This is a genomic window from Enterococcus sp. LJL51 (assembly GCF_054871795.1).
In genome coordinates this window covers 163,412-185,482 of the sequence record NZ_JBTXLW010000006.1, presented here as the reverse complement: position 1 = coordinate 185,482, position 22,071 = coordinate 163,412, and the positions used below count along the sequence as shown (strand labels likewise).

Below are 22,071 nucleotides of genomic sequence, written 5' to 3'. Positions count from 1 at the left end.
ATGAACTTTCATGAAATTCGAGATACTTTGACAACACAGGATCCACATTCCTTTTTATCTGCTGCTAAAATGTTTTCTGAGCAGGAAGAGGACCCGTTTTTTCTTTTTCAGGACAACGCTGAAGAAACCTTTGAGGAAAATGTAAACTTTCTTTCTTCGGAAGAAACCTTATCTTCCGAAGACCTTGATTACTGGAAAGAGCACGATTTCACTATTGTTTGTCAAACTATTGATGGAGATTATATTGGTGGAAATACAGATGAAACCTTTGTTATTCCCAGCTCCCTTTACAAACTGGACATAGAAATCTATCCTTTATTTTTAGCAGATTTCTTTACTGCTTACGAGGAAGGGAAAATCGAATCTAATATCTTACCGCCTCACTCACCAGATAACAATAAAGACTAAAAAAGGGTTGTGTACTGAAAACCAGTACACGACCCTTTTTTTCCTGATTGCTCTATTGTAGAAATCCAGAGAAAAAGTTTATTCACAAAAATATCATGTAGTCTTTTTCAACACAGTTAGACAATCTCGAATAGCTGAGGAGAATCTGCTTTAATGAACAGTGTTGTATGTGTTACCTTAGAAATTTTCATACGTTTTCTACTTTTCATGTACTCTATTAAGAACGTGATTTTCTTTTGTGGTCCTTGTATTTCCATTTCAACATCACCATTTTCTCTATTCTTGACCCAGCCGAAAAGCTCTAAACGCTCCGCCATCAGTTTCGCCTGAAAACGAAACCCAACGTTTTGAACCTTTCCAGAAAACACCAGTTTTTCACGAATCTGCCCACTCTCCGTAAAATCAGGAATTTTTGCTCTATTGACCTGAGTAATAATATATTGATGCTTCAGTCTGCTCAGCAAACTCTGTCCCATACGCCAGCCTCCCTGTCGGTTTTACTAGTATTGTACTATAAAAACCGACTTGCACTAAACAAAAAATTTTGAGTATCCCCTTAACTTTCTTCATGAACAAAATAAAGGATCTGGGACAATAAATGTCTCCAGACCCTAAAATCGATTAAACCGTATTTCAAAGATTCTCTAAGCTTCGACGATTGAAGTAACACGTGAATCACAGACAAGCTGCAGGTACCTAACCCTTTGTCTCAATCCACAACACTTCTGTTACAATCCCTCGGCTCTTTACTCTAATTGAGATTACTCTGCCCGGTAACGTTCTACACCGTCTAGATATGTTGCTTCTAATTCCATTGAAGGATTTAATACGATAAAGTCTGCTTCACGTCCGCTGGCAATCATACCGCAACGGTCATCAATTTTACAGCTGACAGCTGGCACAAGTGTTGCCATCATTACTGCTTGTTCAGGTGTTGCAATCTCCCAGTCAACAACATTCTTAATCGCTTCTTTCAGCTTAAGAATACTTCCTGCCAGATTTCCTGACTCCAGGCGAGCTGTTCCATCTTTTACAACCACAGGAAATTCACCTAAGTTATAATTGCCGTCAGGCATACCGCCAGCCATCATACAGTCTGTAATTAACGCAACATGATCATGACCAGCTTTTTCCATCAAAATATCCGCTGCATTTGGATGAACGTGGTGTCCATCACAAATCAGCTCAGAAAAGACATGTTTCAGCGACATCAGCGCACCCACCATCCCAGGTTCACGATGATTCAATCCTCTCATTCCATTGTAGGCATGAACAAAAACGCTAGCACCAGACTCCACTGCATCTGTAGCCTGCTCTAAAGTAGCGTCGCTATGTCCCAAGGCTACCACAACACCCTCATCTGTCACAGCTTTGACAAATTCTTTTACTCCTTTACGTTCAGGAGCTAAAGCAATTTTTTTAATCAAACCGCCTGATGCTTCCTGCCATTCATTAAAAACAGCTAAATCCGGATCACCAAAGTAACTTGGGTTTTGAGCCCCTTTATGTTCTTCAGTAAAGAAGGGACCTTCAAAATAAATGCCTTGAATTTTCGCACCAGATACCTCTTGATGAACCTTGCCAATTGTTTCAGCAACATCCTTCAAACGTTCTTTACTGGAAGTTAAAGTTGTTGGCAAAAATGAAGTAACCCCACAAGAAAGCAGTCCTTCCGACATCACTTTGATGCCCTCTGCATCGTTGTCCATTACATCATGATTCATAAACCCATGAATATGAGTATCGACAAGGCCTGGCGCTATCCATTTACCTTCTTCATTAATCACTTTGGCATCCTTTTCAGGAAGTTCTTTGTAGAAATCTCCAAAAAGTCCGTCGGTTATTTCCAGATAACCAGGACCCTTGACATCGCTTTTTAAAAAGAATTTTTCAGCATAAATAAATGTTTTCATTGTTATCCTTCTTTCTAATATTATCTTATGTTTAAGTTACTCTTAATAGCACCAGAAGTCAAGAATGGTGTAGACCTTTATAGTTTTAAATGAATGACTTGATTCAGCTGCTCAGCCAAATGTCTATATTTTTCAGCTTCATTATGCTGATTACTCAGATAGAGCAGCTCGCTTTTCAAATTGAACAGCTCTTCAAGGTAGTAGTAGCTGTTCTTTTTCCGCGCCCAGCCAATCCCTTGATTAATATAAATTTGAGCTTCTTCATAGCGTTCCTCTTGTAAAAGAAAATAAGCATAGTTAAAAAATATTTTCGTTAGCTCAGCATTGATCCGCTCGTAAGGCAAATCATGAAAATAATAGATACTTAGTTTTAGATATTTTTCCGCAGCTTCTTTTTTTCCCATCACCCCATAAGTGCTGCCCAAGCAGCTGATAATCTGAATTTCAAAATCTGAAAGATTGTTCTTATTTGACTGGTACGTATAAGAAAGCCCTTTTCTTAAATCCATTACTGCTTTTTCGTAATGATTATGCAGATAAAATTCGCAGCTGCCTAAATAATAATAATAGCGCTGCCAATCTGTATCAAGATAGATTCGCTCCTCCAGCTTCATATCGCAAATAAAGAACATCAGCTTACTATATTCTTTATGACGAAAATAATCTGCCATTTTTTCGAACAGCTGAGTTAACATTTGAACTTCTTCCGAACGAAAGTGCATAATCTGATCCATAGTAACCCCTAAACGCTGACAAATCTGCTGCATCACAACAACGTTCGGCAGTTCTTCATTGTTCTCTATTCTGCTGAGCACACTTTGAGAACAAATATCCTCAGATAACATCTTCTGCGTCAGCTTTCTTTTTTTACGTATTTCCTTAATAACACTTCCAAAAGAATTCATTATTTCTCCCCTGTAAAATGCTTTCTTAATAAATAAATATTCAAACCATTAAAATATATTATATTTAGTAAAATATGCGAATTCGCATTTTGAATTTATTGTACTTTATTGCATAATAAACTGCAAGAATATACTTCACTCACTTCACCAACTGTCAACATCACTTTATTTTTCGAATAAGGAGTGTTATTTATGACACAAGAAAAGAAGGTAAGTTTTAATTGGGAAAAAGGCAGTCATGTCGGTTATATCGAAAAGGAGTATGAGAATTCCTATCTAATCGTTGTTAACGACCCCAGCTCTGATATGGAAGAAAAATACACTAATCGTATGGTCATCAGTAAAAAACAGTGCACCTTGATTGAATGCAGCTGACCAGATAACAGACACAGTATTATTAAATAAAGTGCTCGGCAAATCTTTCAGACACTCCCGTCTGAAAGATTTGTTTTTTATTTAATAACCATAAGTTATTTTTTCAGCCTAATTATTAGATTCTCTCTTATCTCACACTTCTGCACAATCTTTGCTTTTTAACAATCCACTCAATCGAAATTCCCCAATAAATCGGTAGTATCAACAAAGCTTGAATCATCTGTATATCCAACTGTTACCAACTTTTGTAGTATCCAGTAACTAAAAAAATTTCAGCTAATCCAGCATTGCATATTTTTTAGCCTTCCTTTGTTAACAAGAGGCATAAAATCAAAGGTAGGTCAATCCACCCAAAAAAGCATATGCTTTTAGAGTTTTCAATAGATTAGAAAAAAACAAACAGTCTGGAATTAGGTATTATTCCAGACTTTTATTAATTATTTTTGTCTATAGGTACTTAAAAATTCTTCCATTTTTTCCGTTGTATATTTTAAATCTTCCATTTTAGGTAAATAAACTATCCGGAAATGATCAGGCTGCTGCCAATTGAATCCGCCCCCATGAACTAAAAGAATATGGTGTTCATGAAGAAAATCCAAAACAAATTTTTCATCATCATAGATATTAAAACGAGCAGTATCAATCTTAGGAAAAATATAGAATGCTGCTTTAGGCTTCACAACTGAAAGACCGGGAATTGCATTGATTGCATTATAAATGTACTCTCGCTGCTCATAGATCCGTCCGCCAGGAAGAAGGAGTTCATCAACACTTTGATAGCCTCCAAGGGCTGTTTGAATGATTTGCTGAGACAGCACATTCGAACACAATCTCATTGAAGAAAGCATATTCAGCCCTTCAATGTATCCCTGTACTCGTGACTTATCGCCGCTCAGTACCATCCATCCACATCTAAAGCCTGCTACACGATGAGACTTAGACAAGCCGTTTAATGTGACCACAAACAAATCCGGCGCAAGCGTTGCGATTGGGATATGAATCAGCCCATCCATCACCAGACGATCATAAATTTCATCAGAAAAAATAATTAAATCATTTTCTCTTGCGACTTTAACAATTTCCTCCAACAATTCTTTAGGGTAAAGTGCACCTGTAGGATTATTGGGATTAATAACAACAATCGCTTTTGTATTTGCTGTAATTTTAGCTTTAATATCATCGATATCAGGATACCATTCTGCCTGCTCATCACAGATATAGTGAACAGGATGTCCGCCAGCCAGTGAAACAGATGCTGTCCACAACGGATAGTCCGGCGTCGGTACCAGTACTTCATCTCCATTATCAAGTAATCCCTGCATACACATAGTAATCAGTTCACTGACACCATTTCCTGTATAAATATCATTGATTGTAACATTGGGAAACTGTTTCAGCTGACAATATTGTTCAATCGCTTTTCTAGCAGAAAAAATCCCCTTTGAATCAGAATATCCTTCAGAGTTACGGACATTCATAATCATATCTCTGACCACTTCATTTGGCGCATCAAAGCCAAACGGGGCGGGATTTCCAGTATTTAACTTCAAGATATTGATGCCTTCCTCCTGCATTCTATCAGCTTCTTCTAAAACAGGACCACGGACATCGTAACTTACATTTTCAAGTTTCTTTGATTTGTCAAAATTTCTCATACTGAATCCCTCATTTTCAAAATTTATACTTTTAAAATTACGCCAGTCTCTCAAAAAAAGCAACGATATTTTCTGAATTTTAGCTATTTTTTTATTTCATCAATAATTATGTTAGAAATATATCATTAAAGAGCCTTTTTCCACGTGTTTACTCAGCAAAAAAATTTCACTTGTTGAAAAAAACTGGTGAAATTCGCTTTATCTTTTTAAGAAAAGGCGCTCCTCTTATGCAAAAGCCTAAATGAAACAATTGTTTACATTTTCTGCAGCGAAAAAAATGACTGACCGTATATTGTGTTTCGGCCATAAGTATCTCTTCAGTCTTCTCTAAAGGACAATTCCCGCCTCCATAAGAAAGTTTTTTCTCCTTAACAAGTTCACGGCAAAGCAGCAACGCATTCCCTTGATTTGACTCCCCATGCCCTTCAAATAATGGTACCTCTTTACACACTTTACATTTTCCAAAAATCATCTTTTCCTCCTAACAAATATACACTAAAAATGAATCAATCTATGAATTCAGGCTGCTGGTTCAATATATCCCTTAAATAACCAATAAAGGAATAAACAATCGCTCTAGCCTCTATTTCTTTTAGTAGTTTTATGGTTTAATTTATTATAGACAGTAACAATTGATTTGTGGTAAAAAAGCAGTTGTCATTGTATTGGTATAGAATAAACTATAGCATAAAGCGAGGAATAAAAATGGTGAAATTTGGTTTTGGTACTATTGTACAAGGAGCACTAGGTAATTATTCTGAAAAAACACCAAAGGAATTAACGAATGAATATCGTGGTTACTTATTCGATGGCGAGGAAATTGTTATGGGCTATCAGCTGGTACGCGATGCGTTGATTTTTACGAATTATCGAATTATTTTTGTTGATAAGCAAGGAGCTACAGGTAAGAAGACCTCTTTCAAATCTGTTCATATGGAATCCATTATCGATGTGGAAATGGAGACTGCCGGCTTCGGTGTGGATGACAGTGAAATTGTCGTTACCTATCTAACAAATGTTAATCAGCGGTCAAACAATGAAAGCCATGCAAAACATAAATTTGAATTTCCTAAGAAGACAGATATTCTCCCTCTTTACCAATATCTTGGGAACATCTCTATGGAGAACCGCCGTCGAATCAATGGGTAATTATACAGGTAAAAAAACAGAGAAAAGCATGATTGCTTTTCTCTGTTTTTTCTTCTTTTCCATGACAAAATAAAAAAGCAGAAGAAATTTCTGCTTTTAAGGATGCGGTCAAGAAGACTCGAACTTCCACGGTATTTCTACCACTAGCGCCTGAAGCTAGCGCGTCTGCCAATTCCGCCATGACCGCATTTAATATAACAAAACGTCTCAAACCCGACTAATTTATAATAATGTTTTATATAAATTTTGTCAAGCATCTTCTACAATAACCTTTGGACTGCTTCCTTTTCTGAAATAACCATCTATATCAACTATTAGCGGGGCTAGAGTTGGTAATAAGAGACTGCTCATTTTCGCTTTTTTCATTCACAAATATGCACATTTATAGCTCCTTAGCGAAACTTTTCATGGTAAACTATTAGTTGTATGATTACATAATCAAAATTTTTTCGAAGGAGTGGATGAAGCGATGGAAATAATGGAAACAGAAAGACTGCAGCTTTTTGAATGGTCGGAAGATACACTTTATGGTCTGCAAAGCTTCCTTCAGGATGCTGAAGTTATGTATGCCTATGAACATAGTTTTTCGGATCAGGAGGTACGCAGCTGGTTAGAATGGAATCTTTCTAACTATAAGGAGCTAGGTTATGGCTTATGGGGCTTAAAAGAAAAAGCATCTGGAACAATTATCGGGGAATGTGGTTTAACTCATCAAGAAATCGCCGGCACGTCTTACTTGGAAATTGGTTATCACCTCAGAAAGGATTTTTGGCATAAAGGCTATGCAGCTGAAGCGGCTGAATACTGTAAAAACTATGCCTTTGAAAAACTTAGAGCCCCCTCAGTTGTATCCATTATACGAGATACCAATCTGTCTTCTATGCGGGTAGCCATCCGAAACGGAATGCTTCCAACTGAGCGTTTCGTTAAGCATTATCAAGGCATTGACATGCCTCACTATCTTTTTGAGGTAAAAAACAACCGGATATAAAGTCTAGAACTTTAACCAGCATTAACAAGATTACAAATTAAATTTTTCTTACTTTAATTGATTCTAGGCTGATTTTTACTTCGCTAATACAATTTAAGGAGTACGTATGATAGATTTTATGTTGAGTATTTCATTTAGTATAACCATAGGCTTAATTGTTGGCTTTATCTGGGGAATCTATTCAAAAATTCTTCGTCCAAATCAAAGAGAATTGAATCGAGCCAGCTTTCTAACACAAAAAATGAAAGATTATAGTACCATCATTAATTTATTTACCTTTCTACTTTTAGGAATTGGACTGGTTTGGACATTCTATTTTATGTTTATTGGAATTATTGATCCTTCTCAAACTGAGTATGCAACAAATGTTTCTCAGTTAATTGTCTCTGTTTTAACTGTATTTTCCATTATCATTGCCTTCTATCAATTTTTAAAAGGGCAATAATAAAAGAAACAAGAGCAGCTTGAATGAAATGTAGTGCCTCAAAAAGTCAAACTTTTAGGGGCACTACAAAATGATACTTATTTCTTTTATCTAACTCGATTTTAAAAATAGTTAATTATAAATACAATCTATCTAAAAATCCGTTTATTCCTAACCATCTCTGCATTCATCGTATCAAAACCGAGAATAATTGGCTGCTGACATTTCAGTACCTGCTGTTGGCGCTCGATAACTTCATTAAATTCCTCGTAATTTCTCAGTTCCTCCAAGCAGAATACCCCTTTTAAAATAACACTTTCAAAAGTATCCATTTTAAAACAGTGTACACATCCCTTAGGATTTCTACAAACATGGTTAATAATTGGATCCTTTGATTCCAAATAAAACTTTAAGGAATAATAGCTAGTTTTAACAATAGGAGCAGAACATATTTTGCTATGTGGAAATCCGGCATCTCCATTCACCGTCAGTGCAATTACATCACAGTCATTTATTAGTTGTTCAATCTTAGTTCCTATATCTATTCCCCTCTTATAGTAGAATATATCCACTATAATGAAAAATCATCTCCTCTATAAACAAAAGACACTTTTATTTAAAGAAAGCTAATCAACCAAGTTATCCCGTAAAATTTTGTTGATTTATATTCAGACAAAAAAGAATAAATTTAAAAACATATATGTTTTTTTTTTAGTTTAAAGTAAAAGCTCAAATCTGTTTACAAATCCTTAGACAACATTTTTAAGGCAATAACCGAAAGAATTACTCCTACAACAAAGCTGATAAAATGAATAACTACTCCTGAATAATCGATAAAACCGCTCCGGTACAAGCTTACTAAATTTCCAACAATCAATGGATTAATTATATATGGTCTCCTTGATAAATCTTTAATGAATTTATTTTTTCCAAGCTTTACATAGTCGAAAATCACCATTCTATACCAAGCATAGAAGTCGGCAGAAGAACTCTGCATAATAAAATCAGCAGGAAAACGTACGATAAGAAAGATTAGCCCCGTTACTATTGTACTTAAGAAAAGCACAATTAGCAGCCAAAAGCTTTTTGTACGTTTATGAAACAGCCAGGCTAAATCCATAAGCAATACATTACCTATCTGGTGAGACAATTTGAAATGGTAAAAGGAATACATAAACAGTCAATAAAACTCTTTATCAGCAATAAATTTTTCAGAATTGAAGACTAAAGCTTCATTCGCTAAGCCATTAGTCAGATAATCCAATACAAAAATGATACACATAGAAAAAAGAAAGAATACAAAATAGATATTTATTAGCTCTTCCCTGTTCAACTTCTCCGCTCTCCGTTGGTTATCAAATATTCATTATCTGTAAATTCTCCGTCTCTCAAATATGCTCAAAAAGCTACTATAAATTGAAATTAAATGACTAAAAACTTGATGTTTTATCTCTCAAATTTTGCTATACTTTATTATTGTAGGATATCTCAAAATCAATTAAAAACGGCTGTTCAGCTAAATCTGTTACTTTTCAGTGCTGGACAATCGATGACTCTTTTTAATTTTATGTTCCAACTTGAAATAAAAAAACACATCCCTCCAACCAAAGACAGGATGTGTTGGATATTTATATTGCTGTATAAACTATCCACATAAATTATACCATAGAAAAGAGGAGTTAAAATGAAAAGAATTAGTTTATTGGGGGTAACACTTTTATCAGCAGTGGTCTTTGCCGGATGCAGTAATGGGGATAGTGCAAAGGTAAAAGAGCTGGAAGAGAAAATTGAAAAACTACAAAGTAAGCTCGATGATTCTTCAACAGATGAGACTTCAGAAGACGAGGATGAAGAGGATGAGGATTTTGAAGAAAGCAGCTCATCATCAGAAAAAAGCTATAAGTCGACAAAAGAAAGCTCAAGTGAGAACACGAAATCTAGCGAAAGCACAAATGGCGATTTAGAGCTTTTTGATGGAGAATACAAAGGTGGAGATAGCTATCTTCCTACTGGACGTTACAACTTAGAGTTTGTGGGAAAAGGTTATAATTCTATCAGCAACGATGATGGCTTCTGGGAAAATAACAACGGTGGCGGAGAAAAAATTCACGGTATTGAAATTGAAAAAGGCTTAACCTACAGTATTAGTGGTGATGTAAAACTAACTAAGACTAAAAAAATTGAAAGCAGCGATGGTGTTTACGCTTTATATGGCGGTAAATACATTGGGGGAGAGGATTTACCAACAGGCACCTATGATCTTTCTTTTATCGGCAGCGGCTATAATTCTTTTAGTGATGAGAATGGCTTCTGGGAAAATAATAACGGTGGTGATGAACGATATCACGGCGTAGTTATTGAACAAGGTGAAATTTACACACTTGAAGGAGAATTAGAACTTACACTACTTCAATAGTATAACTAAATATTGTAAGTCTCTGTTATCTTACGGAGAGATAATTTTAACGCTCACTTACCCAGCCAAAAGGCTTTGCTAAGTGAGCGTTAAATAAAAAAATAAATTAATGCGGCCAAGAAGACTCGAACTTCCACGGGATTTCTCCCACTGCCCCCTCAAGGCAGCGCGTCTGCCATTCCGCCATGACCGCCTAATATAATAACAGCTGCTCTGCTTACATAAAATCCACAAAACGGCATCCATCATGCTATTTTATAATACATTACACCTTCTACACTGTCAATATTCAGACATAAAACATCGGTAGTATAATAAATTCTACTTTTCTTTTGCCAATAAATTGTAAGCGCTTCGAAACGTATTAAATACATGCTATAATAAGAACTGGAGGTGAGTACAATGGAATTGAAAAAAGAATTACTGTTACAGGTTTTGGAATACGCAGAAAGCTTAGATAACGAAACAATCTATGGTAAGAATCATATAACTGAAACTACTTGGGACTATCGAAATACGGATGTCGCTTATGCAATTTTAGTCCTCACTACTGGCAATAATCCATTGATAAATCTTGGTTCACTAGGTGATGAGACCTTTCCAATTGGTTTAACTTTTAAAGGGCATTGTATTCTTCAAAAAATGAGGAAAAATCCGTACTATTAATCATCGGTCTCAATTGCTGCAAAAAGAAAAACAAAAGATAAATGAAATGACCTCGAAGGTTAGACCTAAAAATCTAACTTTTCGAGGTCGCTATTTTTATGGTCAAACGCAGTTTTAAAATCAAGTTGAAAATTATTCCAAAGTAGCACAATCGACAAAAAGAGCTTTTGGTGCTATTGAACCTCATATTGCTGAGTTTTAACTGAAACAGCCAGTGCATCTCTTTTATTTTCTGGAAACTGTACAAGCTGAATCTTATGACTGCCGATAACCAGTCCGCCGTTCTCTTCCGTTAAAATTAAAGTAAATGCTTTATTCCCTATTTGTGCTTGTCCAGCTTCAACTCCGTCAATATATATATAGGTCGACAGTGCTGGGTCGAAATCTCTCGCTTCGTAATGAATACGTGCAACAATTACCTTATCTGAATCAATACTTGGAACAACACCATTAGCTGTAGATCCGTTTTTTCCGATTAAATGAAAGACACCCAATCCTCTATCAACGCCAAATTCCTGATAGGCAACTGTCCCTGTTTCAGGGAGGATATGACTATCTATTGTTCCTTTTTTTGTTGGTTCTTCTATTTTTTCTGAAGCAACTTTCTCTGCTGTTTCGCCATTTATCTCTCCACTACTGATAAACAAAAATACTATAGCAGCAATTACCGCAACTACTGTAGCACCTATCAGCACACCATTCAACACTTTGCTTTTCATTTTTATCCTCCCCATTTGAAATATGTAACTATTTTAACATATTGAAAAAGACATTTCTTACTATAAATGAAAAAAATCAATAATTTTTTCATACTAATCAGCGTTAAACTTAACAATTTCAAAAATTAATCTAAAAAATAGGTATCCCTTTAATTTTCTCAAAATGATTTTCAATTTTATATACACCTAAAAGCTACCACCTACCAGATAGATAAAATGAACACTGCTGTTCATGTTTCTTCATTACTCTCAATAGAAACTTTTGTCTACTCTTTAAAATGACAGCTTATAAAAAATCTGCACACCATTGGCATTGCTTACTAAATAATGCAGAAGAAACAGTCATAGCTATAACTGACTGTTTCTTCTGCATTTCATAAGGAGTTTTCACATTGTTCTCTATTATAAACGAATACGGGTACCACTTTCTCCATTAATTGCGAGCGGTGCTTTTTCTAAGGAAGCAATGACTGCTGTTCTACCAGCTTTTGAAGCAGCAAATTCTACGGCCGCTTCAACCTTTGGCAGCATGCTGCCTGGTGCAAACTCTCCGGCCTGAATATATTCTTTGGCCTCAGCTACTGTTATTTCTTCAAGATTCTTTTGATCCGGCTGTCCAAAACGAATAGCAACATGATCAACAGCTGTTAGGATAAAGAAGTAATCAGCATCTACCAGGTCAGCCAACTTCGCTGAAGCTGCATCCTTATCGATAACCGCCAACGCACCTTTGTAATCGCCGTCTCCCTGTTTTACCACCGGGATTCCGCCGCCGCCGCAAGCAATTACGATGAACTCACTATTAAGTAAATTCAAAATGGAATTACTTTCTACAATATCAATCGGCTTAGGCGAAGCAACCATTTGGCGGTAGCCTCTGCCAGAATCCTCTTTGAATACTAACGCCGGATTTTCTTTTTGTAGCTTTTCAGCTTGTTCTTCAGTGTAAAAGCTGCCAATCGGCTTGGTTGGCGCTTCAAACGCCGGATCTTTCGGATCTACTTCTACCTGAGTAACAATTGTCGCTACGTTCCAAGGCATGCCTTCTTTCCGAAGCTGATTCAAAATTCTATTCTGCAAATGAAAACCAATATACCCCTGACTCATTGCTGTACATTCTGGAAGCTGGAAATGAGCAACAGATTCATCCTGATCAGCAGCCATATTCAATGCTTTTTCCAGCATCCCAACCTGAGGACCATTTCCATGGCTCAGAATGATTTCATGACCCTGCTTAATTAGATTGATTAATGCAGGAGCGGATGCTTCAATTTGTTCCAGCTGTTCCTCTGGAGAATTTCCCAGCGCATTTCCTCCAAGTGCAATAACGATTCGTGACATCTTTTTTCCTCCTGCTTCCTAACATTTTGGCTGTTGCTGTGTAATACAGTGAATGTTTCCACCGCCGTACACTACTTCTACTGTATTAACCCCTACTACTTCATGATTTGGGAATATTTCCTGAATTTGCTGAATAGCCAGTGCATCATTTTCATCCCCATATTGAGGAACGATTACACCATTATTTGTAATCAGGAAGTTCATATAAGAAGCAATACAAATATCTCCATCTTCTCTTGGCATTGTTCCTTCTACATAATCAATCTTAAATGAGCCTTTGATTGTTACATTTTCAACAGGACAACAAATTTTGTGAACCTTCAGTTTTCTACCTTTCGCATCAGTCATTTCATTTAAACGCTTATATGCATCCTGAGCAGCTGCATAGAAAGGACTGTTTTCATCTTCTGTATAAATGCAGGCAACCTCTCCCGGTGCAACAAAGCAGGCGATGTCGTCAACGTGTCCATTGGTTTCTTCAGGATCGATACCATCCTTCAGCCAGAGAACTTTCTCACAGTTTAGATAATCACAAAGTTTAGCTTCAATCTCTTCTTTGGTCATATGAGGGTTGCGTCCTTCACTCAATAAGCACATTTCTGTAGTTAAAACTGTTCCTTCACCATCTACATGAATCGAACCGCCTTCTAAAACAAAATCTGGTGTCCGATAAGAATCCACATGTTCAATCTCACAAATTTTCTGAGCCACTAAATCATCTTGATCCCAAGGGAAATACAAGCCATCTACTAAACCGCCCCAGGCATTAAATGCCCAATCTGCACCACGCAATTCACCTTTATCGTTAATTAGGAATGACGGACCGCAGTCTCTCACCCAAGCATCATTATTAGACATTTCATAAACCGTAATTTCCGCCGGCAGCTGCCGGCGACAGTTCTGGAACTGTGCTTGAGAAACAACCACATTCATTGGGGTAAAACGGCTGATTGCCTTAGCAACTTCAGTAAACGCCTCTTGCACTGGTTTGCCGCCATCCCGCCAGTTATCAGGACGTTCCGGCCAAATCATCCAGACTTTTTCCTGAGGTTCGTACTCACCGGGCATTCTAAATCCGTCTTGCTTAGGGGTTGTTCCTTCAATTCTTTTAGCCATCTCTATCTACTCCATTCGTTTTATTTTTTTATTTTCTTGAATAAAATGATTCCTTCACCAAATAGGACAAAAACAATTGCGCCAATGGTTATCGGCAGCTGTTCATTTAGTGTTTCCGCATCAAATTGTAGAGGCAGCGCTGTAAATACCAGAGAAATAAGAATTAGAATCATTGGTACAACAACTAGAACTTTTAAGAACAAATCGCTTCCTCCAACCTTGAATGGTCTCGGTGTATCTGGATCGATTTTTCTCAGTTTATAGAAAGCTGGGAAAACCGGTACATAAGATAATAAGAACATCACCAGATTTAACGAGAAGAATGCCCAGAATAAATCTTGATTCGGCAATATTGGTGCGATTATTACTACAACTGATGCAACGACACCGTTCATGATTGCTGAACCAATCGGCATTTCATTCTTCTTACTTCTCAAACCAAAGAATTTCGGCATATCGCCATTTTCAGCAGCATAGCAGGCCGTATTATTTACACCAAGTGACCATGAAATCATATTGCCAAAAAGTGTTAACAGGAATAGGAAAGCCATCGCGCCAATGAAAAACCCTGAGTTTGATCCTGTAAGCAGCTTGAAGCTATCCATTAGACCACTGCTTGTACTAATTTCTTCTGTCGGAATGGCTACGCCAATACCAAATGCTGAGAAAATATAAATCGCGGCAATTACAATTCCTGCAGCAATAATTGACTGAGGAATTTGTTTTTTAGGATTTTCCATATCATCAGCAAACGTACAGATTACTTCAAAACCTAGTAGGTTAAAAATGATTACAGAGATAAAGGATAAGCTGTGAAGATCAAATTTCGGCAGCATCGAACCAACAGAGTATTCGTTCGCTACACCTTTGGTTAATGCTACATAAACGCCCAGTCCGCCGATTAGAACTGCCAGCAGCATTTTAACAACAGCTGCTCCGTTCAAAATCCAGATACTGTCGCTGACTGGGTAAAAGCTAATCCAGACAATCAACCAGATGAAGATTAATTCAATAATAACAGCTCCTACTGTAGATACTTCAATACCAGTAATTGTGGTAATTAATTCAGGACACATAACTGCTAACGATGCTAACCACAGCGGATAATTAATCCAATAATACCAGGATACTCTAGAGCCCCAGCGGTGACCGTAAGCCTTTGTCACCCAATCATAGATTCCCCCATCGCCAATATAAGTAGTTCCAAGCTCAGATGAAATTAGACCATAAGGGAGTAAAAAGGCAATTAATAGAAAAATCCACCAAAAAAACTGCGAATTCCCAATTGCAGCTACTGGTGCGGCCGCTTCTGCCACAAACACCACACATATTACAGAAAGTATGGCGCTGAATAGACTAAACTTTTTTCGTTTTGCTTCCATGTTTAACATCCTTTCTTTTGGGTGTATGGAAGTAGGAGGGAAAACAGCTTAACTTTCCCTCCCGTCAACGAATATACTTCTCAGAAGAATGTTCCTAAGCTGTTTTCTCTGAATACTCCGATAGCATTTTTTACAATGGTTTACCTAAAAATACTTCCAGTGCTGCTTTTGCATCCGCTTGTTTTTTGATATCAATCGGATTTCTTTCGTCATGCTTGCCTAATAGATAAACTAGTAAACCGCGAATTGAGGTTAAACGATTTTCTGCTTCATCAAAACAGATAGAGTTTGGTCCGTCCATCACTTCATCTGTTACTTCTTCACCTCTTGAAGCAGGCAGGCAGTGCATAAATTTACAATTTTCTCCTGCTTTTTTCAACATGTCGGCAGTCACCTGATATTTTGGATAGAAAATAGCTAAACGTTCTTCTTCAGAAAGCTCAGCATCATAAAGACCATACCAAACGTCTGTATATAGAAAATCAGCTCCCATAATATCATCTTCATTATCAGTGATTAAGAAGCTTCCTCCTGAAACTTCACAATTTTTTGTCAGTTTAGCCTGATGGTCTTCATTTAATTGGTAGCCTTTAGGTCCAAAATGAACAAAATTCATTCCCATTTTAGTTGCAATCAAACCAAGAGAGAAACATACCTGAGTAGCATCCCCTACGAAAACAACTTTGCAGTCTTCAATCTTTTTACCTTCCGGCAAATGTTCAATCATTGTACATAAATCGCCTAATTCTTGTGTTGGGTGATTATAATCTGACATTGCGTTGATTACAGGTATTGTGGCATGAGTAGCTAAATCATCTACACTATGATGACGGTCAACACGAGCCATGATAATATCTACTAATCTTGAAAGAACACGACTAGTATCTTCTATTGTTTCATGTCCGCCCAGTTGAATCTGACCAGGTGCTAGGTATTGAGCATGACCACCTAATTGTGTCATGGCTGTTTCAAAAGATACACGTGTACGAGTAGAGCTTTGCTGGAAAATCATTCCAAGTGATTTATTTTTTAATAGTTGAGGATAATAACCGTTTTTGATACATGCTTTAATTTTTAATGAAAGATCTACAATTTCAGTAATTTCTCCTTTCGTATAATTTTCAGTTGTAATAAAATCTTTTTTTGACATGTTTGTTTCCTCCTCATTTTTCCTTTGTGCTTTTTACACTCCAAACTATAAACTTTAAAAAACAAGTTTACGATAAACCAACGGATGTAAACGCTATCATTTTGTCCCTACCTAAGTATTTAATCATTCAGAAAATGTAGGTTTATCAAGGGTTTAGAAAAGTTTAGATGAAAAGTTTAGAAAGTTTTATGAATAAACCTTTGAAAAAATGTTATAATTTAAGCGCAAAGAAGAAATAGAACCTTATGCTTTACTTAGTCATTTTTTATTTATTTTCGATCATTTTATTTTGCTGTCTACTATACACAAATCGTTATCATTCGAAAAAAATGAAAGGGGTTTCTTCATGATGATATCTATTTTTATCTATAATATCTTATTGATTGTCCTATATGCGCTCGCCATGTCTCTTTCTATTAGCTTTTACATGAAAGAAAAAAAGAAAATCTACATGGTATTAACTATTTTTCTGCTATTTTTTATTTTTGATAATGTCATTATTTATATGACAGAGTTTATTAACTCCTTTGCCTCCAGCTACAATCAAACCTTTATGAGTATTCCTGCTGCTAAAACCATTATTTATTTGGCAAACGCTTATTGCTCATTTTTAATCATCACAACACTTTTAAATGAAAAACTCAAAATGATTCACTACCTACTCTTAATTATGATGGCTGTTTGGCTCTTAAGTGTTCCGCTTCTGCCTAACTCTGCTTTTAAAATCTGGCTTTACTATCTGCCTAATCAACTACTCATGATTTACATGGGGCTCTTTGCCTGGATGAAGTGGCGCAGACATTCGGCTGAATTATCTACTAACAGTGCTTACTATTTGAAGTGGGCTGCACTTGCTTCTCTAATTGGCGGGATTCTGATTTTACTTGAAGACACCTACGTCATCTTTAACCTGGATCAATACACCTCCCTATCGATTAAAATCAACAATCGAAACGTTTGTGAAGATATTTTCTCAATCCTTATTTGCGTGTTAATGATGAAGTTCTTCCTCCATGACAGTCAGAAACCTGTGGCAGTTGAAGAGCCTGAACAAAATAATGAAGCCGTTCTATTTGAAAATTTTTGCTGTCATTACGCTCTTACACAACGGGAAAAAGAAATTTTCACCCTGCTACTTGCTCATAAACAGAATCAGGAAATCGCCGATGAAATTTTTCTCTCTATCGGCACAGTCAAAACCCATGTCCACAATATTTTTATTAAACTAAACATCAAAAAAAGAAATCAGATATTTAGCTTATACGAAGCATTTACAGCAGATCAAAGCAATACACTCTCTCCGCTGAATCAGCAGCAGAAACATCCTTCCTTTTGAAAGGAGTCTGCAGCAAATTATGTTGGCAAGAAAAAACTGAATAAAAATGAAGAGCTTGGAACGAAAAAGCAGAGAATTGTACCGACCTCCAAACGTTAGAATTTTGGTCTAACTTTTGGGGTCGGTACAATTTTTTATTTTGAAATAGCCTGCTGGTTTTTTACTAATAAAATATGCTCATTCCAATTTTTTGAAGCTGCTCTTTCCAATCAGTTGTGAGCAAATCAGATGGGAAATTATCTAGAACATGCTACTATAATCAAAACCAGCATTATATGGAAAGTGGGGAGAAAATCATGCATGAGCAAACAACCTTGTTAGTTGCTAAAGATGAACATTTGTATTTTTTTGATACGCTAACTGATATCGATGTCATTTCAGGCCATCAGCTACTTCGCATTCCTTTGGATAAAAAAAGCTGGGAAAACAAACTCTCTCAGTATTGTCTGATTATTTTTCTTGATAACGGCTTTGAACCAGTCATGGCCAAGCTGGTTCGTCCATTAACAAATGCCAAACTGGTCCTTTTCTTCTGGAATCACCTTACTGAAGAAAAAATCACCATGCTTCAACAAACACAATCAGATCAAATCATCGACGACATCTACAGCTTTGATCCTCTGGAAGCTCAGAATTTCTCATTAAAACATAATTCAAGCTTTTACTCGAAGCACATGCAGCTGCCGAAAGAGCCTGTGAATCATGATATCTTTTTTGGTGCTTCTAATAATGGCCGTGGAAAACAGGCGCACTATCTTTTGGAAATCTTTAACTACCTACGCTTACATAGTCGTTTTTTCATATTGGAAGGAAAAGGAAACGACCAAAAAGGCTATCTCTCCTATCCTGATTATCTGATCCTGACTGCTCAAAGTAAGAGTATTTTAGAGATTATGCGACCTGGGCAAACTGGTATCACATTACGCTCCCTTGAGTCTATCTACTTCAAAAAGAAGTTACTTACAACTAATAAAAAAATCCGTTACTACCACTTTTACAATCCTGCCAATATATTTATTATTGGCTATGACAATTTCACCGATCTCCCGGACTTTCTTGAAACACCATACCTTGCAGAAAATGATACGTTCTTAGATTTTTATGACCATAGTCAATGGGCACAGCGGTTTCTTGCAGAGGATTCCGCTATCTTTGAAGAACTAGAGTACCGACCGCAGCTTTTCGATTACCATTACGCTGAATAGCAGACAAAAAGAGCACACCAAAACAGATAGTTCGTTTTGGTGCGCTCTTTACAGGATAAGCAACAAGACAGAAGTAAATTCTTATACTAAACTACGGCAAATAATTACAGGAACAGCTCTTTCAAAAACAAGCAGACATTCCCTAAAATTTGAAGAGTATTTACGGGATTTCTTGCCTGTTTTTTAGCCATAAATCTTTTTTGTTTTATTTGACAAAAAAGTTATATTCTTCTTACTTTCTATTTCCCTATCCATTTCAATGTACCCCGACAATTTCCACAGACATAGCGCTGAGTATTTATCTTTCGTTTTCGTTTGATTACTCCACCACAGCTCGTACATCGATAAACCTGAAACTGCTGCTCATCAACCAGTGACTGCACATATCGGCTCCCACCAGTAACAGCAAGCAACTTTTTAAACTCAGGATCTTTATGTTGATAGCCTCTACCCTCTATATGAAGATGATAGTGGCATAATTCATGCTTAATCACGCCGATCAATTCTGCCAATCCATATTTTTCCAATACTTTGGGATTAAAATCAATGTCGTGAGTGCTTAAATGGTAGCGGCCTCCGGTTGTTTTCAAGCGACTATTGAAATACGCTTTATGAAGAAACGGCTTTTGAAAAAATTCCTGCGATACCTGCGATACCAGCTGCTGCAGCTCTCCATCTGTTTCTGGTGCGCTCAGCTCTGCTAATAATTGGCTCACTTGTCGTTTCCTTTTGGCAGCATCGTCAGACTAATTCGTCCTTTTGCTACATCAATTGCTTCTACCCAGACAGTCACTACATCTCCAACAGCTACTACATCTGTTGGATGCTTAACAAAACGATTGCTCAGTTTGGAAATATGAACCAAGCCATCCTGCTTTACGCCAATATCTACGAAAGCACCAAAATCAATCACATTTCGAACGGTTCCTTCAAGCTCCATCCCCGGCTTCAAATCCTCCATAGAAAGTACATCTTTTCTTAAAAGAGGGGCGCTCATCTCATCCCGCATATCTCTTCCCGGCTGCTGCAGCGATGCTAAAATATCTTTTAACGTCTCAAGCCCGACAGATAGCTCTGCTTCCAACTGCTGTGCTTTCAGCGTTTTAATTTTTTCTGTTGCTTCAGCGGTTCCCAGAGTTTTCAGTTCAACATCAGCTTTTGCAAGAATAGCTTTCGCCGTATCATAGCTTTCTGGGTGAATACCTGTATTATCAAGAACATTTTTCCCATCCGGAATTCGTAAAAAGCCGATAGCCTGTTCATAGGCTTTCGGTCCTAAGCGAGGAACCTTTTTTATTTGATTTCTAGCAGTGAATGCGCCATTCTCATCCCGATAGGTTACCAAATTCTGAGCTGTTGTTTTATTCAGACCAGAAATATACTGCAGCAGCTGCGGACTCGCCGTATTCACATCTACACCAACCTGATTTACCGCTGTTTCAACGACAAACGCCAGCTGTTCAGCCAATCTTTTTTGAGAAACATCATGTTGATATTGTCCCACACCAACGGCTTTAGGATCAATTTTTACCAGCTCTGCCAATGGGTCCTGTAAACGGCGGGCAATACTGACTGCACTTCGCTCTTCAACCTGAAGATTAGGAAATTCTGTTCGAGCTACCTCACTGGCAGAATATACGGAAGCACCTGCTTCGTTTACGATAACATAATAGATATCCCGCGGCAGTTTTTTCAGATGTTCAGCAACAAACTGTTCTGATTCCCGGCTGGCTGTACCATTACCAATCGCAACCATCTCTACACCATATTTTTCAATTAGCTTTTGAAAAGCCGGGCCTGCTGCAGCTCGTTTTTCACCAGACGCTGGTTTATGCGGATAAATGACATCAATAGCCAGCACCTTTCCTGTAGCATCCACGACTGCCAGCTTACATCCTGTGCGATAAGCAGGGTCAAAGCCCATCACTACTTTGCCTTTTAGCGGCGGCTGCAGTAGTAAATTGCGTAGATTTTCGCCAAAAATACGGATGGCTTGCTCATCAGCCATTTCAGTCAGCTGATTGCGGATTTCCCGCTCAATTGCTGGTCCAATAAACCGTTTATAACTATCTGTATAAGCTGCGATAATCGCTGACGCGGCAACCGAGTTCTGCTTTTTACCAATCAGCTGTCTGTTAAAATAATCATTAATCTTCTCTTCTTCTACAAGCAGAGATACTTTTAAGATATCCTCTTTTTCTCCACGGTTTGTAGCCAAAATTCGATGAGAGACCATCTTACTTACCGGTTCTGAAAAGTCATAGTACATCTCATAAACAGCTTTTTCATCTTTATCACCGTTCTTAACTGTACTCGTGTATTGTCCTTTATTGAAAGTAAAATCACGAATCCATTTACGGAATTTGGCTTCGTCACTAATTCGTTCAGCCAGGATTTCATGTGCGCCAGCCAATGCGTCAGCAACTGATGCTACTTCCTTACCGCTGTCAGTATACTTCTCGGCTTCGGCAGAAACATCCCCGGCTTCAGGCAGTTGAGCCAGCCAATCTGCCAACGGCTCCAGCCCTTTTTCTTTTGCAATTGTTGCTTTGGTCCGCCGTTTTTGCTTATATGGACGATAGAGGTCTTCTACCTGCTGCATTTTTGCAGAAGCAAGGATTTCTTTTTTCAGCTCTTCTGTTAATTTTCCCTGTTCTTCAATGATTCGTACAACTTCTTCTTTTCTTTTTTCCAGATTTTCCAAGTAGCCGTAGCGTTCTTCTATTTCTCTAATTTGTACTTCATCTAGACTTCCCGTCATCTCTTTACGGTAGCGGGCAATAAACGGGACTGTATTTCCTTCACCCAATAAAGTCAGTACTGTAATCATTTGTTTTGGGCGATATTCTGTTAATTCTTTTTGGAGTAATTCTACTATTTTCTGATTGTAACTATCAGTCATTGTTTCAACCTCTTTCTT

Annotated in this window: 23 protein-coding genes and 2 tRNA genes; 9 read left to right on the top strand and 16 right to left on the bottom strand. The window is 37.3% G+C overall.

What is annotated here, in order from left to right; translation table 11 throughout:
* Positions 1–408, top strand: a complete 408-nt coding sequence (locus tag ACYSNQ_RS08480) for a hypothetical protein (RefSeq protein ID WP_426082482.1) — start codon at positions 1–3, stop codon at positions 406–408.
* 116 nt (positions 409–524) lie between these two features.
* Here ACYSNQ_RS08480 and ACYSNQ_RS08475 read toward each other — a convergent pair whose 3' ends face one another.
* From ACYSNQ_RS08475 to ACYSNQ_RS08465, 3 genes are all read right to left on the bottom strand, one after another.
* Positions 525–884 carry an acylphosphatase gene (locus ACYSNQ_RS08475; protein ID WP_426082481.1) on the bottom strand — a complete coding sequence of 120 codons (360 nt, stop codon included), beginning with the start codon at positions 882–884 and terminating at the stop codon, positions 525–527.
* 285 nt (positions 885–1,169) lie between these two features.
* On the bottom strand, positions 1,170–2,321 hold the full coding sequence (gene nagA, locus ACYSNQ_RS08470) for an N-acetylglucosamine-6-phosphate deacetylase (RefSeq protein WP_426082480.1): 1,152 nt from the start codon (positions 2,319–2,321) through the stop codon (positions 1,170–1,172).
* 77 nt (positions 2,322–2,398) lie between these two features.
* Positions 2,399–3,226 carry a helix-turn-helix domain-containing protein gene (locus ACYSNQ_RS08465; RefSeq protein ID WP_426082479.1) on the bottom strand — a complete coding sequence of 276 codons (828 nt, stop codon included), beginning with the start codon at positions 3,224–3,226 and terminating at the stop codon, positions 2,399–2,401.
* A 192-nt stretch (positions 3,227–3,418) separates the two neighbouring features.
* Between ACYSNQ_RS08465 and ACYSNQ_RS08460 the strand changes: the two genes are divergently transcribed.
* On the top strand, positions 3,419–3,601 hold the full coding sequence (locus ACYSNQ_RS08460; RefSeq protein ID WP_426082478.1) for a hypothetical protein: 183 nt from the start codon (positions 3,419–3,421) through the stop codon (positions 3,599–3,601).
* Between the two features lie 437 nt (positions 3,602–4,038).
* On the opposite strand, the gene ACYSNQ_RS08455 is transcribed toward ACYSNQ_RS08460, so the two are convergent.
* Together ACYSNQ_RS08455 and ACYSNQ_RS08450 are read right to left on the bottom strand one after the other, a co-directional pair.
* Entirely contained in the window at positions 4,039–5,256 is a 1,218-nt protein-coding gene (locus ACYSNQ_RS08455; protein ID WP_426082477.1) for a pyridoxal phosphate-dependent aminotransferase, read from the bottom strand.
* A 166-nt stretch (positions 5,257–5,422) separates the two neighbouring features.
* The gene (locus tag ACYSNQ_RS08450) at positions 5,423–5,728 is read right to left on the bottom strand and encodes a hypothetical protein (protein WP_426082476.1); all 306 of its coding nucleotides are present in this window, start codon (positions 5,726–5,728) and stop codon (positions 5,423–5,425) included.
* A gap of 233 nt (positions 5,729–5,961) precedes the next feature.
* Here ACYSNQ_RS08450 and ACYSNQ_RS08445 point away from each other — a divergent pair, with 233 nt between their 5' ends.
* Positions 5,962–6,405, top strand: a complete 444-nt coding sequence (locus ACYSNQ_RS08445; RefSeq protein WP_426082475.1) for a PH domain-containing protein — start codon at positions 5,962–5,964, stop codon at positions 6,403–6,405.
* A gap of 103 nt (positions 6,406–6,508) precedes the next feature.
* On the opposite strand, the gene ACYSNQ_RS08440 is transcribed toward ACYSNQ_RS08445, so the two are convergent.
* Positions 6,509–6,592 (bottom strand) — tRNA-Leu (locus ACYSNQ_RS08440).
* Positions 6,593–6,874: 282 nt separating this feature from the next.
* Here ACYSNQ_RS08440 and ACYSNQ_RS08435 point away from each other — a divergent pair.
* Together ACYSNQ_RS08435 and ACYSNQ_RS08430 are read left to right on the top strand one after the other, a co-directional pair.
* Entirely contained in the window at positions 6,875–7,396 is a 522-nt protein-coding gene (locus ACYSNQ_RS08435) for a GNAT family N-acetyltransferase (RefSeq protein ID WP_426082474.1), read from the top strand.
* 106 nt (positions 7,397–7,502) lie between these two features.
* Positions 7,503–7,841, top strand: a complete 339-nt coding sequence (locus ACYSNQ_RS08430) for a hypothetical protein (RefSeq protein ID WP_426082473.1) — start codon at positions 7,503–7,505, stop codon at positions 7,839–7,841.
* A gap of 128 nt (positions 7,842–7,969) precedes the next feature.
* Here ACYSNQ_RS08430 and ACYSNQ_RS08425 read toward each other — a convergent pair whose 3' ends face one another.
* Together ACYSNQ_RS08425 and ACYSNQ_RS08420 are read right to left on the bottom strand one after the other, a co-directional pair.
* Positions 7,970–8,110: a hypothetical protein gene (locus tag ACYSNQ_RS08425; RefSeq protein WP_426082471.1), complete on the bottom strand. Its 141-nt coding sequence runs from the start codon at positions 8,108–8,110 to the stop codon at positions 7,970–7,972.
* Between the two features lie 449 nt (positions 8,111–8,559).
* On the bottom strand, positions 8,560–8,940 hold the full coding sequence (locus tag ACYSNQ_RS08420; protein WP_426082470.1) for a hypothetical protein: 381 nt from the start codon (positions 8,938–8,940) through the stop codon (positions 8,560–8,562).
* A gap of 564 nt (positions 8,941–9,504) precedes the next feature.
* On the opposite strand from ACYSNQ_RS08420, the gene ACYSNQ_RS08415 reads away from it, so the two are divergent.
* Positions 9,505–10,236 (top strand): hypothetical protein, encoded by a 732-nt coding sequence (locus ACYSNQ_RS08415; RefSeq protein WP_426082468.1) that lies wholly within the window; start codon positions 9,505–9,507, stop codon positions 10,234–10,236.
* 110 nt (positions 10,237–10,346) lie between these two features.
* Here ACYSNQ_RS08415 and ACYSNQ_RS08410 read toward each other — a convergent pair.
* A tRNA-Leu gene (locus tag ACYSNQ_RS08410) sits at positions 10,347–10,429 on the bottom strand.
* Between the two features lie 209 nt (positions 10,430–10,638).
* Between ACYSNQ_RS08410 and ACYSNQ_RS08405 the strand changes: the two genes are divergently transcribed.
* On the top strand, positions 10,639–10,902 hold the full coding sequence (locus tag ACYSNQ_RS08405) for a hypothetical protein (protein WP_426082467.1): 264 nt from the start codon (positions 10,639–10,641) through the stop codon (positions 10,900–10,902).
* 173 nt (positions 10,903–11,075) lie between these two features.
* On the opposite strand, the gene ACYSNQ_RS08400 is transcribed toward ACYSNQ_RS08405, so the two are convergent.
* From ACYSNQ_RS08400 to ptcA, 5 genes are all read right to left on the bottom strand, one after another.
* Positions 11,076–11,621 carry a hypothetical protein gene (locus tag ACYSNQ_RS08400; RefSeq protein ID WP_426082466.1) on the bottom strand — a complete coding sequence of 182 codons (546 nt, stop codon included), beginning with the start codon at positions 11,619–11,621 and terminating at the stop codon, positions 11,076–11,078.
* Between the two features lie 402 nt (positions 11,622–12,023).
* Entirely contained in the window at positions 12,024–12,962 is a 939-nt protein-coding gene (arcC, locus tag ACYSNQ_RS08395; protein ID WP_426082465.1) for a carbamate kinase, read from the bottom strand.
* Between the two features lie 18 nt (positions 12,963–12,980).
* A complete protein-coding gene (gene aguA, locus ACYSNQ_RS08390) occupies positions 12,981–14,078 on the bottom strand; it encodes an agmatine deiminase (RefSeq protein WP_426082464.1) in 1,098 nt (365 codons plus the stop codon).
* Positions 14,079–14,098: 20 nt separating this feature from the next.
* Positions 14,099–15,460: an APC family permease gene (locus ACYSNQ_RS08385; RefSeq protein WP_426082463.1), complete on the bottom strand. Its 1,362-nt coding sequence runs from the start codon at positions 15,458–15,460 to the stop codon at positions 14,099–14,101.
* Positions 15,461–15,590: 130 nt separating this feature from the next.
* Positions 15,591–16,610 (bottom strand): putrescine carbamoyltransferase, encoded by a 1,020-nt coding sequence (ptcA, locus tag ACYSNQ_RS08380; RefSeq protein WP_426082462.1) that lies wholly within the window; start codon positions 16,608–16,610, stop codon positions 15,591–15,593.
* Positions 16,611–16,956: 346 nt separating this feature from the next.
* Between ptcA and ACYSNQ_RS08375 the strand changes: the two genes are divergently transcribed.
* Positions 16,957–17,946: a helix-turn-helix transcriptional regulator gene (locus tag ACYSNQ_RS08375; RefSeq protein WP_426082461.1), complete on the top strand. Its 990-nt coding sequence runs from the start codon at positions 16,957–16,959 to the stop codon at positions 17,944–17,946.
* 296 nt (positions 17,947–18,242) lie between these two features.
* A complete protein-coding gene (locus ACYSNQ_RS08370) occupies positions 18,243–19,151 on the top strand; it encodes an oligosaccharide biosynthesis protein Alg14 (protein ID WP_426082460.1) in 909 nt (302 codons plus the stop codon).
* 239 nt (positions 19,152–19,390) lie between these two features.
* On the opposite strand, the gene ACYSNQ_RS08365 is transcribed toward ACYSNQ_RS08370, so the two are convergent.
* Complete coding sequence (locus tag ACYSNQ_RS08365; RefSeq protein WP_426082459.1) at positions 19,391–19,867, bottom strand: SprT family protein; 477 nt, start codon at positions 19,865–19,867, stop codon at positions 19,391–19,393.
* Positions 19,864–22,053: a Tex family protein gene (locus tag ACYSNQ_RS08360; RefSeq protein ID WP_426082458.1), complete on the bottom strand. Its 2,190-nt coding sequence runs from the start codon at positions 22,051–22,053 to the stop codon at positions 19,864–19,866. Before ACYSNQ_RS08360 ends, ACYSNQ_RS08365 begins: the two co-directional genes overlap by 4 nt.
* Positions 22,054–22,071: the final 18 nt, after the last annotated feature.

Excerpts from the sequence above, each read along its gene's own strand:
- ACYSNQ_RS08455 (WP_426082477.1), bottom strand. The coding sequence starts at position 5,256 with ATGAGAAATTTTGACAAATCAAAGAAACTTGAAAATGTAAGTTACGAT.
- ACYSNQ_RS08475 (WP_426082481.1), bottom strand. The coding sequence starts at position 884 with ATGGGACAGAGTTTGCTGAGCAGACTGAAGCATCAATATATTATTACT.
- ACYSNQ_RS08420 (WP_426082470.1), bottom strand. The coding sequence starts at position 8,940 with ATGGATTTAGCCTGGCTGTTTCATAAACGTACAAAAAGCTTTTGGCTG.
- ACYSNQ_RS08375 (WP_426082461.1), top strand. The coding sequence starts at position 16,957 with ATGATGATATCTATTTTTATCTATAATATCTTATTGATTGTCCTATAT.
- nagA (WP_426082480.1), bottom strand. The coding sequence starts at position 2,321 with ATGAAAACATTTATTTATGCTGAAAAATTCTTTTTAAAAAGCGATGTC.
- ACYSNQ_RS08450 (WP_426082476.1), bottom strand. The coding sequence starts at position 5,728 with ATGATTTTTGGAAAATGTAAAGTGTGTAAAGAGGTACCATTATTTGAA.
- ACYSNQ_RS08465 (WP_426082479.1), bottom strand. The coding sequence starts at position 3,226 with ATGAATTCTTTTGGAAGTGTTATTAAGGAAATACGTAAAAAAAGAAAG.
- ACYSNQ_RS08430 (WP_426082473.1), top strand. The coding sequence starts at position 7,503 with ATGATAGATTTTATGTTGAGTATTTCATTTAGTATAACCATAGGCTTA.
- ACYSNQ_RS08370 (WP_426082460.1), top strand. The coding sequence starts at position 18,243 with ATGCATGAGCAAACAACCTTGTTAGTTGCTAAAGATGAACATTTGTAT.
- ACYSNQ_RS08360 (WP_426082458.1), bottom strand. The coding sequence starts at position 22,053 with ATGACTGATAGTTACAATCAGAAAATAGTAGAATTACTCCAAAAAGAA.
- arcC (WP_426082465.1), bottom strand. The coding sequence starts at position 12,962 with ATGTCACGAATCGTTATTGCACTTGGAGGAAATGCGCTGGGAAATTCT.
- ACYSNQ_RS08385 (WP_426082463.1), bottom strand. The coding sequence starts at position 15,460 with ATGGAAGCAAAACGAAAAAAGTTTAGTCTATTCAGCGCCATACTTTCT.
- ACYSNQ_RS08435 (WP_426082474.1), top strand. The coding sequence starts at position 6,875 with ATGGAAATAATGGAAACAGAAAGACTGCAGCTTTTTGAATGGTCGGAA.
- ACYSNQ_RS08480 (WP_426082482.1), top strand. The coding sequence starts at position 1 with ATGAACTTTCATGAAATTCGAGATACTTTGACAACACAGGATCCACAT.
- ACYSNQ_RS08445 (WP_426082475.1), top strand. The coding sequence starts at position 5,962 with ATGGTGAAATTTGGTTTTGGTACTATTGTACAAGGAGCACTAGGTAAT.
- ACYSNQ_RS08460 (WP_426082478.1), top strand. The coding sequence starts at position 3,419 with ATGACACAAGAAAAGAAGGTAAGTTTTAATTGGGAAAAAGGCAGTCAT.
- ptcA (WP_426082462.1), bottom strand. The coding sequence starts at position 16,610 with ATGTCAAAAAAAGATTTTATTACAACTGAAAATTATACGAAAGGAGAA.
- ACYSNQ_RS08405 (WP_426082467.1), top strand. The coding sequence starts at position 10,639 with ATGGAATTGAAAAAAGAATTACTGTTACAGGTTTTGGAATACGCAGAA.
- aguA (WP_426082464.1), bottom strand. The coding sequence starts at position 14,078 with ATGGCTAAAAGAATTGAAGGAACAACCCCTAAGCAAGACGGATTTAGA.
- ACYSNQ_RS08415 (WP_426082468.1), top strand. The coding sequence starts at position 9,505 with ATGAAAAGAATTAGTTTATTGGGGGTAACACTTTTATCAGCAGTGGTC.
- ACYSNQ_RS08400 (WP_426082466.1), bottom strand. The coding sequence starts at position 11,621 with ATGAAAAGCAAAGTGTTGAATGGTGTGCTGATAGGTGCTACAGTAGTT.